The sequence below is a fragment of the Sphaerisporangium flaviroseum genome (genome assembly GCF_039537005.1).
GTDB lineage: Bacteria > Actinomycetota > Actinomycetes > Streptosporangiales > Streptosporangiaceae > Sphaerisporangium > Sphaerisporangium flaviroseum.
This window is the reverse complement of record NZ_BAAAZR010000040.1, coordinates 161,950-175,330: the sequence shown is the minus strand read 5'-3', so window position 1 is coordinate 175,330 and position 13,381 is coordinate 161,950. Positions and strand designations below refer to the sequence as shown.

Annotated in this window: 13 protein-coding genes; 8 read left to right on the top strand and 5 right to left on the bottom strand. The window is 69.9% G+C overall.

Annotated features, from left to right (window positions below):
* Positions 1-103: 103 nt before the first annotated feature.
* The gene (locus tag ABD810_RS34605; RefSeq protein ID WP_344950741.1) at positions 104-934 is read right to left on the bottom strand and encodes a conjugal transfer protein; all 831 of its coding nucleotides are present in this window, start codon (positions 932-934) and stop codon (positions 104-106) included.
* Between the two features lie 956 nt (positions 935-1,890).
* Here ABD810_RS34605 and ABD810_RS34600 point away from each other — a divergent pair.
* Positions 1,891-3,474 carry a serine/threonine-protein kinase gene (locus ABD810_RS34600; protein WP_344950738.1) on the top strand — a complete coding sequence of 528 codons (1,584 nt, stop codon included), beginning with the start codon at positions 1,891-1,893 and terminating at the stop codon, positions 3,472-3,474.
* A gap of 44 nt (positions 3,475-3,518) precedes the next feature.
* Here the strand turns inward: ABD810_RS34600 and ychF are convergent, their stop codons facing one another.
* Positions 3,519-4,595 carry a redox-regulated ATPase YchF gene (gene ychF / locus ABD810_RS34595; RefSeq protein ID WP_344950736.1) on the bottom strand — a complete coding sequence of 359 codons (1,077 nt, stop codon included), beginning with the start codon at positions 4,593-4,595 and terminating at the stop codon, positions 3,519-3,521.
* A gap of 74 nt (positions 4,596-4,669) precedes the next feature.
* On the opposite strand from ychF, the gene ABD810_RS34590 reads away from it, so the two are divergent.
* From ABD810_RS34590 to ABD810_RS34575, 4 genes are all read left to right on the top strand, one after another.
* Complete coding sequence (locus ABD810_RS34590) at positions 4,670-6,214, top strand: DNA recombination protein RmuC (RefSeq protein WP_344950733.1); 1,545 nt, start codon at positions 4,670-4,672, stop codon at positions 6,212-6,214.
* 50 nt (positions 6,215-6,264) lie between these two features.
* The gene (locus ABD810_RS34585) at positions 6,265-6,789 is read left to right on the top strand and encodes a DUF6542 domain-containing protein (protein ID WP_344950730.1); all 525 of its coding nucleotides are present in this window, start codon (positions 6,265-6,267) and stop codon (positions 6,787-6,789) included.
* A gap of 192 nt (positions 6,790-6,981) precedes the next feature.
* Positions 6,982-7,617: a bifunctional 4-hydroxy-2-oxoglutarate aldolase/2-dehydro-3-deoxy-phosphogluconate aldolase gene (locus tag ABD810_RS34580; protein WP_344950727.1), complete on the top strand. Its 636-nt coding sequence runs from the start codon at positions 6,982-6,984 to the stop codon at positions 7,615-7,617.
* On the top strand, positions 7,614-8,141 hold the full coding sequence (locus tag ABD810_RS34575) for a (d)CMP kinase (RefSeq protein WP_344950724.1): 528 nt from the start codon (positions 7,614-7,616) through the stop codon (positions 8,139-8,141). The genes ABD810_RS34580 and ABD810_RS34575 overlap by 4 nt, the downstream gene beginning before the upstream one ends.
* A 93-nt stretch (positions 8,142-8,234) precedes the next feature.
* Here the strand turns inward: ABD810_RS34575 and ABD810_RS34570 are convergent, their stop codons facing one another.
* Positions 8,235-9,206, bottom strand: coding sequence for a 4-hydroxy-3-methylbut-2-enyl diphosphate reductase (locus ABD810_RS34570; RefSeq protein WP_344950721.1), 972 nt, complete (start codon positions 9,204-9,206; stop codon positions 8,235-8,237).
* Positions 9,207-9,392: 186 nt separating this feature from the next.
* On the opposite strand from ABD810_RS34570, the gene ABD810_RS34565 reads away from it, so the two are divergent.
* From ABD810_RS34565 to ABD810_RS34555, 3 genes are read left to right on the top strand one after another with little or no spacing between them, the layout of a single operon-like run.
* Positions 9,393-10,424 carry a hypothetical protein gene (locus tag ABD810_RS34565; protein ID WP_344950718.1) on the top strand — a complete coding sequence of 344 codons (1,032 nt, stop codon included), beginning with the start codon at positions 9,393-9,395 and terminating at the stop codon, positions 10,422-10,424.
* Positions 10,425-10,450: 26 nt separating this feature from the next.
* Positions 10,451-11,662 (top strand): exodeoxyribonuclease VII large subunit, encoded by a 1,212-nt coding sequence (gene xseA, locus ABD810_RS34560; protein ID WP_344950715.1) that lies wholly within the window; start codon positions 10,451-10,453, stop codon positions 11,660-11,662.
* A 37-nt stretch (positions 11,663-11,699) separates the two neighbouring features.
* Positions 11,700-11,939 carry an exodeoxyribonuclease VII small subunit gene (locus tag ABD810_RS34555; RefSeq protein WP_344950712.1) on the top strand — a complete coding sequence of 80 codons (240 nt, stop codon included), beginning with the start codon at positions 11,700-11,702 and terminating at the stop codon, positions 11,937-11,939.
* A gap of 76 nt (positions 11,940-12,015) precedes the next feature.
* On the opposite strand, the gene ABD810_RS34550 is transcribed toward ABD810_RS34555, so the two are convergent.
* Both ABD810_RS34550 and ABD810_RS34545 read right to left on the bottom strand, forming a co-directional pair.
* Positions 12,016-12,576: a DUF4245 domain-containing protein gene (locus ABD810_RS34550; protein WP_344950710.1), complete on the bottom strand. Its 561-nt coding sequence runs from the start codon at positions 12,574-12,576 to the stop codon at positions 12,016-12,018.
* Between the two features lie 141 nt (positions 12,577-12,717).
* A complete protein-coding gene (locus ABD810_RS34545) occupies positions 12,718-13,314 on the bottom strand; it encodes a TetR/AcrR family transcriptional regulator (RefSeq protein ID WP_344950708.1) in 597 nt (198 codons plus the stop codon).
* Positions 13,315-13,381 lie beyond the last annotated feature (67 nt).

The window sequence follows — 13,381 nt, the reverse complement described above, 5'->3', positions numbered from 1 at the left end:
ACTTTCGTCCTCCTGCTCATGGTCGCGCTGGCCGGTCCGTGATCCGGACCGGGATCGTCGCGCTCCCGTTGCCGCTCCCTCGCTCCCCATCGCCTCCCCGGCCTCACTCCGCGGACCGGACTGCACCGCGAATGTCCTTGATGTACCAGTTGTCGCCCTGCTTCTCGACGGTAAGCCGGTAAGCCTGCTCCAACCCACCCGCCTGGGCGGCCGGATCGGTGGGGGTGGCCCCCGGCGTCGGGGTCGCCATCGTGGCGATGTTCCACACGACCACGGCCGTGATCTCGCGGCTGGTCCCTCCGGGAGGGGCGCTGACGCTCTTCAGATCGGCGAGCGTGACCCTCCCATCGAAACCATCGAGTGTCACTCCTTGGGCGACGTAACGCTGCAACTGCGTTGCGTCTCCCGCCGCGTACGCCTTGAAGAAGCCTTCGAGCTGCGGCCGCAGCTCGTTCTCGGCGGTGTCGTCGTGCTCGACCTGGGCGGACAGGGGCAGGCCCGCCGCCCCTCCGGCCGGCAGCAGGGCCGGCTTGCCGGAGACGACGAACTTGCCATTCGAGTAGTAAACCGGGACGGAAAGCCGCCAGCGCTGCGCGCCAGACTGGGCGAAAACCGTCACAACGGCATTTTGCGCATCGAGCACCTCGACGTTGGAGAGCTGGAAAGCGCCCGCTGACATGCGGCCGAACCCATTCCAGCCGAACTGGCGCTCCTCGCCCTCGGGAATGAACGGCTTCAGCCGCTCCGCCCTGTCGTCGGGATTCTTGCCGTCGAAAACCAAATAGGCGGCCGCGAACTGGCCGGCGAACGCCGCCGCGTCGGCCTCGGGGAACCCAGAAGACGTCGGAGTCACCGATGAGCCCGCGGGCTGGTCGCCCTGGGTGAAACGCTCGATCGGCGCGCGGACCCCGTTGACCACGATCACGATGATCACGGCCCACAGAACGGCCCTGCCCGTCCACACGAGCCAGCGCCCGCCCCCGCCGGACCATCCACCGCGGCGCGAGGCCTTGCGTCCCCGAGCCGGCACGTACTCAGGATCCGGGTCGTAGGGCGACGGAGGGTACGTTGAATGCTCGGGTTCGCCAGCGGTCCGCAGACCCTGCTGGACGTTTGACCTGCGAGCCATCACGCCTCCGCTTGCGCCGATCCCCCCGGCTGACGCGCTGTCGTCTTACTGTCGTTCCGGTTATCCATGGTGAAGTATTCACTTTAGCGGCCTCGCCAATTGTTCCAGGAAAGCCACGCCCATGCTGCAGGCATCCACGTAGCAGACCAAGTCGGTCTTCCTCCGGTTTCAGGAACGTGACCGCAGAGTTCTCGCAGGACACAGGGGTTGCGCTCGCTCGCGAGCCATGACTCACCTCCGCGACAAAATACGCATCAGGGACAAAGCTCGCACCGCACAGGAAACCACTGTCATTTCGGCATGCCCTGGAGGCATGTTTCCTGCTCAGGGAGGACTTCGGATCGCACGCGCCGATCCGCATGGACCTTCCGATGGCGATGAAGGCGTCAGGCTCGCCCGGGAGGCTGCGAACCATCGGCACGCACCGGCCTCCCTTCCACCAGCCTGCTCGTGCGAGTCGGCGTACGGCTGTCGCATACACCGCGACAGGCCCCGGCGGGGCGCACAACCGACCAAGACTGGAGGTTACGCGGGGCAGTCGGCCAGGCTCGATTACCTGACAGCCAGGCCTTGCTATCCGCAGGTCACAGGGGCGGGCACCATCGGCGCGTTTGGTGAAGGCAACACCGCCACGGCAGGGGCCGGCGGGCATCGTGAACCGCCCTGCGGATCGAACAGCCCTGCCCAGGGAGAGACACAACAAGGTGAACACAGTTGAACACAAAGCGAAGATCACTCTACATCGCACTATGTTGCCCTCTGTGAGTACGCCACCCTCTCGATTCCTGGTCGGGCGTTACCGCCTCATCTCCCTGCTCGGCAAGGGGGGCATGGGCACCGTCTGGCTGGCCTCCGACGACCTCCTGCGCCAGCACGTCGCGATCAAAGAGGTACGGCTGCCACCCGACCTGGACGAGGGCCTGCGCGCGGAACTGCGCGAGCGGACCCTGCGCGAGGCACGGGCGGCGGCCCGGCTGCGCGCCCATCCCTCGATCGTCACCGTGCACGACATCGTCATCGAGGACGAGCGCCCGTGGATCGTCATGGAGTTCGTCCAGGGCCGCTCGCTCGGCCAGATCATCCGCGACCAGGGCCCCCTGCCCGCGCACCAGGTCGCCGACATCGGCCTGCACATGCTCGACGCGCTCGGCGCCGCCCACGGCTCGGGCATCCTGCACCGGGACATCAAGCCGCCCAACATCCTGATCACCGCTGAGGGCCGGGTCGTGCTGACCGAGTTCGGCATCGCCACGGTCTCGGGGGACCCCTCTCTCACGCAGAGCGGGATGCTGACCGGCACCCCGGGCTTCGTCGCCCCCGAGCGGCTCAGAGGCGAGGACGACGGGCCCCCGTCCGATCTGTGGTCGCTCGGCGCCACCCTGTTCGCCGCGGTGGAGGGCCAGGCCCCCTACGCGCGGGAGAGGCCGACGGCCGTACTCGCCGCCGTGCTCATGCAGGAGCCCAACCCGATGAGGCTGGCCGGGCCCCTCGCACCCGTGCTGACCGGCCTGCTCGAAAAGGACCCCGCCCGGCGTATCACCCGGGAACAGGCGATCCTCCAACTACGCCCCATCGCCGCAGGTACCGCCCCGCCTCCCCTTGGCGTGCCCGGCGGCCCTGCCTCCAGTACTCCGCCGAGACGCGGCACCGCCGCGTCGACCCAGCCGTCCCCGCGCGGCGGCGGAACCCAGGCCACGGCTCCCGAGCCGAGGCCGGCGTCCCGGAAGAGGTCGGTCATCCTGGGCTCGGTACTCGCGGTGGTCATGGTCACCGCCGCCGGGGTCGCGACCCGGGACGTGTGGCTGAGTCCTCAGACGACGGCACGCCCGCCAGGCGGGACCACCACGCGCGCGACCTCCGCGGCCGCTCCTTCTCCCGCGAAGGAGAAGGAGGCCCTCTACAGGGGAGACCCGGAAGCCTGCAAGCTGCTGACCGACCAGCAGGCCGGACGGATCATCGGCACCCCGGTGAAACGCCAGTTCCAGACCCACAGCGGTTGCATGTGGATGAAGGGCGACACCGGCGTCTTCATGAACCTCACGACGATCCGCTCGGCGACCTCCGACTTCGCCCACATGGTCTACTCCACGACCCGCACCACCATGGAGGAGGAACCGAGAAGGACCCCCGGGACCAGGCTCCGCTCGAGGTCCACGGCGGGCGACGAATCCTTCGCCTACACCCGAGAGGAGGTCATCGTCAGCACGCGCATCTACCGGACGCAGATCCTCTTCCGGAAGGGCAACATGACGATCGTCCTCTACTTCACGCTCCACACTCCCGGGTACGCCCGCGCGGACCTCGCGGCGAGATTGGTCGAGAAGAACCTGGAGGCGTTCCGCTGACCGCATGCCGAGACGGCCCTACGCGGCCGTGCGGGGCGGGTCTTCTAGACGTTGAAGCGGAACTCCACCACGTCGCCGTCGCGCATCACGTAGTCCTTGCCCTCGATGCGGGCCTTGCCCGCCGACCTGGCCGCCGCCAGCGACCCCGCCTCCACCAGGTCGTGGAAGGAGGTGACCTCCGCCTTGATGAAACCGCGCTGGAAGTCGGTGTGGATCACTCCGGCGGCCTCGGGGGCCGTGGCGCCCTTCCGGATGGTCCAGGCCCTGCTCTCCTTGGGCCCGGCCGTGAGGTAGGTCTGCAGGCCCAGGGTCTCGAACCCCACGCGGGCGAGCTGGGTGAGGCCCGACTCCTCCTGGCCCACCGACTGGAGCAGCTCCAGCGCCTCGTCGTCGGGCAGCTCGACCAGCTCCGACTCGATCTTGGCGTCCAGGAAGACCGCCTCGGCCGGTGCGACCAGCTCGGAGAGCCGTCCGCGCAGCTCCTGGTCGGTGAGCTCGTCGGCGTCGAGGTTGAAGACGTACAGGAACGGCTTGGCCGTCAGCAGGTGCAGCTCACGCAGGTCGGCGAGGTCGAGACTCGAGGCGTAGAGCGTCGTGCCGCCGTCGAGCACCTTGGAGGCGGCCTCGGCCGCCTCGAGCACCACCTTGCGGTCCTTGTTGAACTTCGACTCCTTGGCGAGCCGGGGCAGGGCCTTCTCGATGGTCTGCAGGTCGGCGAGGATGAGCTCGGTGTTGATCGTCTCGATGTCGCGCCGCGGGGAGATCTCGCCGTCGACGTGGGTGACGTCGGGATCGTTGAAGACCCGGATCACCTGGCAGATGGCATCGGTCTCACGGATGTTGGCCAGGAACTGGTTGCCGCGCCCCTGCCCCTCGGACGCGCCCTTGACCAGGCCGGCGATGTCGACGAACTCCACCTTGGCCGGGAGGATCTTCGCGGAGCCGAAGATCTCGGCCAGCTTCCCCAGCCGGGCGTCGGGCACGCCGACGATGCCCACGTTGGGCTCGATGGTGGCGAACGGGTAGTTCGCCGCGAGGGCGTTCCCGCTCTTGGTCAACGCGTTGAATAGCGTGGACTTGCCGACGTTGGGCAGGCCGACGATGCCGATGCTCAGGCTCACGTTGGCCGAGTTTACGGTGCTCCGGTCGTACGCAGGACACCCGCGGGGGTCACGGGCCTGGAATCATGCCGGAGGTGAACGTCATCGCACTCGCCTTCCAACTGGCCGTGGGCCTCGCCGCCGGGCTGGTCATCGGCTTCGCGCTCGGGCGGGTCCGGGCGACGGCCCGGGCGTCGGAGGCCGAGAGCAAGGTCGCGCTCGCCGAGGCCCGGGCGCAGGCCGCCGAGGAGAAGGTCGCCTACGTCGAGGAGCAGATGACCCAGCGTTTCCAGTCTCTGTCCACGCGGGCACTGGACGTCAACAACCTGCGCTTCCTCGAGCTGGCGGAGGGCAGGCTCGCCGCCTCCCGGGCCGACGCCGCCGGGGATCTGGAGCAGCGCAGGCAGGCCGTGGAGAACCTCGTCGCCCCGCTGAGGGAGACCCTTGCCAGGGTGCAGGAGCAGCTCCGCGAGAGCGAGACGGGCAACCGTGTCGCCCAAGCGGAGCTCGGCAAGCAGATGGAGTTCGTACGGGAGAGCTCCGAACAGCTCAAGACGCAGACGACGGCCCTCGTGCGCGCGTTGCGGCGACCGGAGGCGCGCGGCAGGTGGGGAGAGCTCCAGCTCCGCCGGGTCGCCGAGATCGCCGGCATGGCGCGGCACTGCGACTTCGACGAGCAGGCCTCCGCCACCACCGCCGATGGAGTCGTACGGCCCGACATGGTCGTCCGCCTCGCGGGCGGCAAGAACATCGTCGTGGACTCCAAGGTGTCGCTGGCGGCCTACCTGGACGCCGCGGAGGCCGGTGAGAGCGAAATGCAGGAAGCGCGGCTCGACGCCCATGCCCGTCACCTGCGCGAGCACGTCGACAGGCTCGCCGCCAAGGCGTACTGGCAGGCGTTCAGCCCGGCGCCCGAGTTCGTGGTGCTGTTCATCCCCGGGGAGGCGTTCCTGGCCCCCGCGCTGGAGCGTGACCCGAGCCTGCTGGAACACGCCATGAACAGGCGGGTGCACATCGCCACCCCCACCACGTTGATCACCATGCTCCGTACGGCGCAGTACGCCTGGCAGCAGGAGGCGCTGAGCGAGAACGCCCGGGCGGTCTTCGATCTCGGCAAGGAGCTGTACGAGCGGCTCGGTGCCATGGGCCGCAACGTCGACGCGGTGGGCAAGGCGCTGAGCCGGGCCGTCGTGGCCTACAACAAGACGGTCGGCTCGCTGGAGAGCCGCGTGCTCGTGAGCGCGCGCAAGCTGAACGACCTCGGCCTGGTCGACGGGCCGCTCCCCCAGCCGGAGCTCGTCGAGGAACTGCCGAGGCCACCGTCCATGCCGGAGCTCGTCGGCGAGGACCTCACGGAACCGCGGTCCGGCGCCTCCCAAGAGGAGCCGCCACCAACGGAAGCCCACGCCTCCGCGGATGCTCCGCCGCGGAGGGGACCCCATGCCTTCGAAGACGAGCCGTTCCCGGAGGAGGAGATCGACGGTTCCGAGGCGGAAGCGCATGGTGAGGTGTCCGAGTGGGGCCGCGCGGAGCCGCCCGAGCCGGCGGGGGAAGAGACCCCGCAACCGCACGGTGAAGAGACGGCAAGCCCGTTCCCGGCCCCTCGCCTGAACGGTAAGTTGGCGCGAGACTCGTCGTAGGGCCAGCCTGCCGGCCATGAGGCCGCCGACCAGGCTCGGAGGGGGCGACAGTGGTAACACAGGAACGGGCGCGACCGGGAGTCAGGCTGACCGCCCGGGGTGCCATCGCGCTCATTTTCGTGATCACGCTCGCTTCAGAGGTGACCGGTTCGACGTTCATCGTCGGGCTCGTCTTCACCGTGGCGTGCCTGGCCGCCGTCCTGCTCGTGCAACCACGTGATCTGCTGTCCCTTGTGGTCGCGCCGCCTCTGATCTTCTTCGTCGCCACGTTGATCAGCGCGGTGATCGGCGTGTTCGGGGCGCCGTCGCTGATCCAGGCGCTCGGCCTCGGCATGTTCACGAACCTCTCGGCGGCGGCGCCGTGGCTGTTCGGCGGCTCGGCGCTCGTACTGGCCATCGCCTGGTTCCGTGGCCTTCCCGCGAACATCGGCGAACTGCGCGCGGACCTGCGCGCGAGCCGCCCCGCCGCCGACACCAGGCGCAGACAGCCGGGCGACGAGCAGCACTTCGTCCCCGAGCCGGAAGGCTACTTCGAGCCCCGCACCTACGGATCCGCGAGGGAGCAGAAGGACTGACCGACGCCTTCCCCGCAGATCGCTCACCGCCCTGCCGTGACGGCCGTCGCCCCCGAGCCGTCGCGCCCGCGAGCCGTCCCGCACCCAGCCGTCCCGCCCCTGTGCCGTGCCGCCGTGAAGCCCGCCGAGTCGCTGTGAACCGCGTGAGACCCCTGTCCCAACCTGCTGCGAGAACAGAGCGTGGAGCCGTACATGGAGTTGCTGAGCCTGCTGTGGAAGAAGCACCTGTTGGCGATCATCCGGGGAGTCGACCCCGAGTCGTCGTTCCGCGCCGCCTGCGTCCTCGCCGAGGAGGGCATCGACGTCATGGAGGTCTCGCTCACCGGCGCGGACGCCCTGAAGGTCATCGGCAGGATCCGCACCGAGCTCGGTGACCAGGTGACTCTCGGGGCGGGCACGGTCCTGACGCGTGCCGAGGCCGACGGTGCCCGGGACGCCGGCGCGGAGTTCCTGGTCACCCCCGCCATGTGCGAGGGCGCGACGAGGGGCATCGAGCTGGGGATGCCGACCCTGGTCGGGGCCCTGACCCCGACCGAGGTGTGGACGGCGTCGGTGGCGGGCGCCACGGCCGTCAAGATCTTCCCTGCCTCGGTGCACGGCCCCTCCTACATCGCCGGGCTGCGCGAGCCCTTCCCCCGCGTCCCGCTGATCCCGGTGGGAGGCGTGCGGGTGGACCAGGCGGGCGCCTACCTCGACGCGGGGGCGGTCGCCGTGGGCGTCGGCTCGCCGCTCATCGGCGACGCGGCCGACGGCGGCGACCCGGTGGCGCTGCGCGAGCGGGCACGACGGTTCCGGCGAGCCCTCCCGCACGGCGAAGTGCTGCCATGAACCCGGCGACCCGCGTGGCCGGAGCCACCCGGGTGATCGCCGTGGACGGGCCCTCGGGGTCCGGCAAGACGACGATGGGCAGGGCCCTGGCCGGCGAGCTGGACGCGGCCCTGATCCACATGGACGATCTGTATCCCGGCTGGGACGGCCTGCGCGACGGCGTCGACCGGCTCGTGGAGTGGATCCTGCGCCCGCTCGCCGGCGGGGAGGCCGCCCGCTGGCGACGCTACGACTGGACGCTGGGGGCGTACGCCGAGTGGCGCGAGGTGCCGCCGTCGAAGGTCGTGGTCGTCGAGGGTGTGGGAACCGGCGCGGTGGCCGCGCGGCCGTACACATCGTTCCTGGTCTGGATGGAGGCCCCCGTCAGCGTGCGCCGGGCGAGGGCGCTGAGCCGCGACGGCGAGACCTACCGCCCCCACTGGGAACGATGGGCCCGCCAGGAGCAGGCGTACTTCGCCGCCGACCGTGTGCGGGACCGGGCCGACGCGATCATCGACACCGGTACGGCCGGCGACGCGGAGTGACGACATCGCCGCACTAAGCGAAGTGACGGCTCAGCGAACGCCACGCGAAGCGGAGTGACGGCTGGCGTGGCGCCACGCGAAGCGGGTGACGGCTCAGTGGGCGGCGGCGCGTAGGTCGCGGCGGAGTTCGTGGGGCAGGGCGAAGCGCACGCTCTCGGCCACCGACTCGACCTCCTGGACATCGTCGAAGCCGTGTCCGGCGAGACGGGCCAGCACCTGCTCCACGAGCTCCTCGGGCACCGAAGCGCCGCTGGTCACGCCCACGGTGGTGACGCCGTCCAGCCACGCGTCCTCGATGAACGAGGCGTTGTCGACGAGGTAGGAGGCGTCGGCCCCGGCGTCCCTGGCGACCTCGACGAGGCGCTTGGAGTTGGAGGAGTTGGTCGAGCCGACGACGATGACGAGCTGCGACTCGCGGGCGATCTCCTTCACCGCGATCTGGCGGTTCTGCGTGGCGTAGCAGATGTCGTCGCTCGGCGGGTCGATGAGGTTGGGGAAACGCTCCCTGAGCCGCGTGACCGTCTCGTTGGTCTCGTCGACCGACAGCGTGGTCTGGGAGAGCCAGACGAGCCGCTCGGGGTCGCGCACCTGGACGCGGTCGACCCCGTCGAGGCCGTCGACGAGCTGGATGCTGTCGGGGGCCTCGCCCGCCGTACCCTCGACCTCCTCATGGCCTTCGTGGCCGATGAGCAGGATGTCGTAGTCGCCGGCGGCGAACCGCTTGGCCTCGTTGTGGACCTTGGTGACCAGCGGGCAGGTGGCGTCGATGGTCTTCAGGGACCGCCGGGCCGCCTCGTCGTGGACGGCCGGGGCGACACCGTGCGCGGAGAACACGACGATGGCACCCTCGGGCACCTCGTCGGTCTCCTCGACGAAGATCGCGCCGCGCTCCTCGAGGGTCTTGACCACGTGGGTGTTGTGGACGATCTGCTTGCGGACGTAGATGGGGGCGCCGTATCGCTCGAGAGCCTTCTCGACCGCCTGAACTGCGCGGTCGACGCCCGCGCAGTAACCGCGCGGCTTGGCCACCAGGACACGACGGGTCGCAGAGGTCTCCGAAGTCATGCCTCAATGCTATGTGCTCGGGGATTCCTTCCCGCCTTGATGCTTGCGATCCATCGTCACGCACCGTTTATCTGCTTTCCTATGCTTGAGGGAGTGTGCGACGGCCCTGTCCGTCCGCCCCTTGACCTCATGCGGCACAGTCTGGTCAGACTGGTCGTCCAATATCAGAACCTCTAGGGAGCCGGCATGTCAGTGACCGACATCGTCCGCACCATAGCCAACAACGTCCGACAGACCGTCTCCAACCCGAGCGAGTTGAAGGAAAAGGCCAAGGACCTGCCCCTCAACGTGCTGCAGACCGCGCTCACCGGAGTCGGGCAGGCTCTGATGCTGAGCGACCGCATCCGCACCGGCATCAAGCGGCTGCTGAACGAGGACGAAAGGGCGGCGTCCGACACGCAGCCGGCCGGTCGAACGGCGGCGGCCCCCGTGGCGGCCGAAGATCGAGATGAGAAGCCGGCGAAGCGTGAGCCCGTCATCTTCGCGCCGCGCCCGAGCGCTCCGGGTGACAGCCTCAACGGGTCCGCGCCGAAGACCGAGTCCACCGTGGCCGCCCCGCCCCCCGCACCCGCGCCCACGATGAGGCCGGCGCCCGGCGCGGGGACGGCCTCCCCGGCCGCGGGTGAGCAGGGGCGTGCCGAGGCCGCCACCGTCACAGAGCAGCCCGCCACCGTCACAGAGCCCGCCACGGTGACCGAGCCCGTGGCCGGGACGGCGAAGCCGGCGACCAAGGCGAGGAAGCCCAAGTCCACTCCGGCGAAGCCCGAGTCCAAGGCGAAGCCCAAGATCAAGGCCGAGACCAAGGCTGAGACCAAGGCCAAGGCTGAAGCCAAGGCCGAGGCTGAGCCCAAGGCTGAGACCAAGGCCGAGACCAAGGCCAAGCCCAAGGCTGAAGCCAAGGCCGAGACCAAGACGCGGACGAGGAAGCCCCGGGCCGAGGCGGGCAAGCTGGCCGACGCGGTCCAGACCGCTCCCGAGGTGGCCGCGTCCGCGCCGTCCGCCGGTGTCGCCTCCTCGGCCGCAGGGACGACCTCGACCCTGGCCGAGCCCATGCCGGGCTACTCCGACCTCACCATGGCCTCTCTGCGCGCCCGGCTGCGCGGCAAGTCCGCCGACGAGATCCGCACGCTCATCGAATACGAGCGCAAGACCTCGGGCAGGGACGACATCGTCCAGATGTACGCCAAGCGCCTCGCCAAGCTTGAAGCGGGGGAATAGTCGCCGATGGTTTGTAGGCTGCCCGCATGACGGCCAAGACCTCACCGGAGCAGCCACTGCCCATCCGCTCGGTGTTGCAGATGGTGGCACAGTGGATCGGCAAGCTGGGCACCGTCTGGGCCGAGGGGCAGATCACCGAGCTGTCCTCTCGCGGCGGCACGGTGTTCCTCACCCTGCGCGATCCCGTGGCCAACGTGTCGGCCAGGGTCACCTGCCCGCGCAACGTGTACGAGGCGACCGTCCCGAGGCCGGCGGACGGCGCGCGGGTGGTCGTGCTGGTCAAGCCCGACTTCTGGGTGAACAGGGGCTCGTTCGCGTTCACCGCGCTGGAGATCCGGCCGGTGGGCATCGGCGAGCTGCTGGCCAGGCTGGAGCGGCTCCGGCAGATCATCGTCTCCGAAGGCCTGTCCAACGCCGACCGCAAGCGCCGGCTGCCGTTCCTGCCGGGTGCCATCGGGCTGATCTGCGGCCGTGACTCGGCCGCCGAGCGAGACGTCCTGGAGAACGCCCGCCGCCGCTGGCCCGCCGTCCGCTTCAAGGTGGAGACCGTGGCCGTCCAGGGGCCGTACGCGGTGGGAGAGGTGACCGAGGCCCTCCACAAGTTCGACACCGACCGCGAGATCGATGTGATCATCATCACCCGGGGTGGCGGCTCGCTCGAAGACCTGCTGCCGTTCTCCGACGAGTCGCTGGTACGCGCCGTCTCGGCCTGCCGCACGCCGGTGGTCAGCGCCATCGGCCACGAGCAGGACAATCCCCTGATCGATCTGGTCGCCGACGTGCGCGCCTCGACGCCGACCGACGCCGCCAAGAAGGTCGTCCCCGATGTGGGCGAGCAACTCGCCCTGATCGGGCAGCTGCGCGACCGGGGGCGGCGCGTGGTGGTCGGCTGGCTCGAGCGCGAGATGTCGTGGGTGACGGCGGTGCGCTCCCGCCCCTCGCTGGCCGACCCGGTCCGTGAGATCGAGCGCCGCGCGGAGCAGGTCGACGGGCTTCGCGACCGGGCACGCCGCTGCCTGATCTCATCCCTCGATCGCGCGGAGGACTCCATGGAGCACGTGCGCGCCCGTCTGGTCACGCTGTCCCCCGCCGCCACCCTCGAACGCGGCTATGCCATCGTGCAGTTCCCCTCCGGCGAGGTCGTACGCCGCGCGTCGAGCGTCAGCGAGGGCGAGGAGCTGAGCGTGCGGTTCCCCGACGACCGCATCGGCGTCACCGTGACCAAGCCGTCCATCTGAGACGGGGGACGTGGTGGGTGCCCGTAGGGTGGGTTCCGTGGCTGAGGAGAAAGCTGAGACGCCGTCGTACGAGCAGGCCCGTGAGCAGCTGACCGAGGTGGTCAGGCGCCTGGAGGCGGGTGGCCTCACTCTGGAGCAGTCGATCGAGCTCTGGGAGCGTGGTGAGAGGCTCGCCGCGCTCTGCGAGGAGTGGCTGCAGGGGGCCCGGGTGCGGCTCGCCGCCGCCATGGCCCGACGCGAGGAACCCGACGCCAAGACGGAGAACGCCCCCTTCTAGCGCCGGGGTGACCGGGCGGCCGAGCTAGCGCGGCGCGGCCGTGCGGCCGGCCTAGCGTGGGTACCGGGCGGCCGAGCTAGCGCGGTGTGGCCGTGCCGTTGGGTGTGGGCGTCGAGGTGGTCTTGGGCTGGGGCTTCAGCGAGCCGGCGAGCTGGGCCAGCTCGTCCCAGTCGGCCAGGCCGGTGACCACGACGGTCGCGCCTGGCTGGAGGCGGACCAGCGAGCGTTGCTTCTTGTCGGGACGGAAGCGCTCCTGCCAGGTCTCCCCGTTGATCTGCCGGCTTCCTGACACCTTGTCGGTGTTGGCCAGGCGGTTGGCGAACTGGGCGCCCGGCTCGTCGCTCTGGGCCAGCATGGCGTGGGAGCGCTTGGCCGTGGCGAATCCGAGCCGCCAGGTGACGTAGGCGTTCCTGTCGACGTTGGAGCTGTTCGGCACCCAGTTGGCCGGGACCGGCTCGGGCGCCACGACCTCGTACGACGCGGTGCGGCGGAGGTCGGCGAGGGTCATCGAGTAGTCGACCCTGGGGATGTGCTCCTCGCGGCTCTGCGGCGTGATCAGCAGGAAGATCCCGACGAGCGCCAGGCAGAAGAGCACGGCGAACACGTATCCGCGGAATCCTTCGGTGAATCGACGCACAGCCAGCGACAATACCGGCCGGTGAGGGCGGTCGGGGACGCGCACCCCACCGGGGGACCCGGGGCCGGCGATCTACGGGCGGCGGACCCGCGCGTTGATCAAAGAGCGTTCCGGGACGCGCAACCCACCGGGGAGCCGGGCCTACGGGCGGCGGATCTGCGAGATGATCAACAGGACGTCCTCGGCGAGCCTCCTGGAGGCCGCCACGTCCTCCGACAGCGCGACCTCGGACACCGCGGCGGCCAGCGCGCCCGTCACGACCGCGACCAGGGCGCCTCGGTCGTCCTCGAAGAGGGCGGCGTTGCGCCGGGCCCACTGGCGCATGCGGTCTCTCATGATCACCTCGAAGCCGGGAGGCCCGTCTCCGCGCAGGAACAGAGCGGCGAGCTCGCGCTCGTCGAAGCAGCCTTCGAGATAGGCGCGGGCGCCGGCGATGAACAGCCGCATCGGATCGGACTCGCCGTCGGCGCGAGCCGCCTGGACGGCCTGTTTGGTCCGTTGGGTCTGGCGGGCCTGGAACTCGTCGAAGAGGGTGAGGTAAAGATCGGCCTTGCCGGAGAAGTGGTGGTAGAGACTGCCGACACTGGCGCCCGCACGGGAGACGACGTCGGTGACCCCGGCCTCGGCGAAGCCGCGTGTGACGAATATCTCCCTGGCGGCGTCCAGGAGTGCGCCACGCGTGGCGGCGCCGCGCTCCGAGGTGCGCACAGTCACCGGTCGTTCCGTGTCACTGCTCATGGAGGCGACAGTATCCCCCCATCGCCCGCTGGAGTGAGACAACTACGATCGTTGCAGTCGGCTGGAT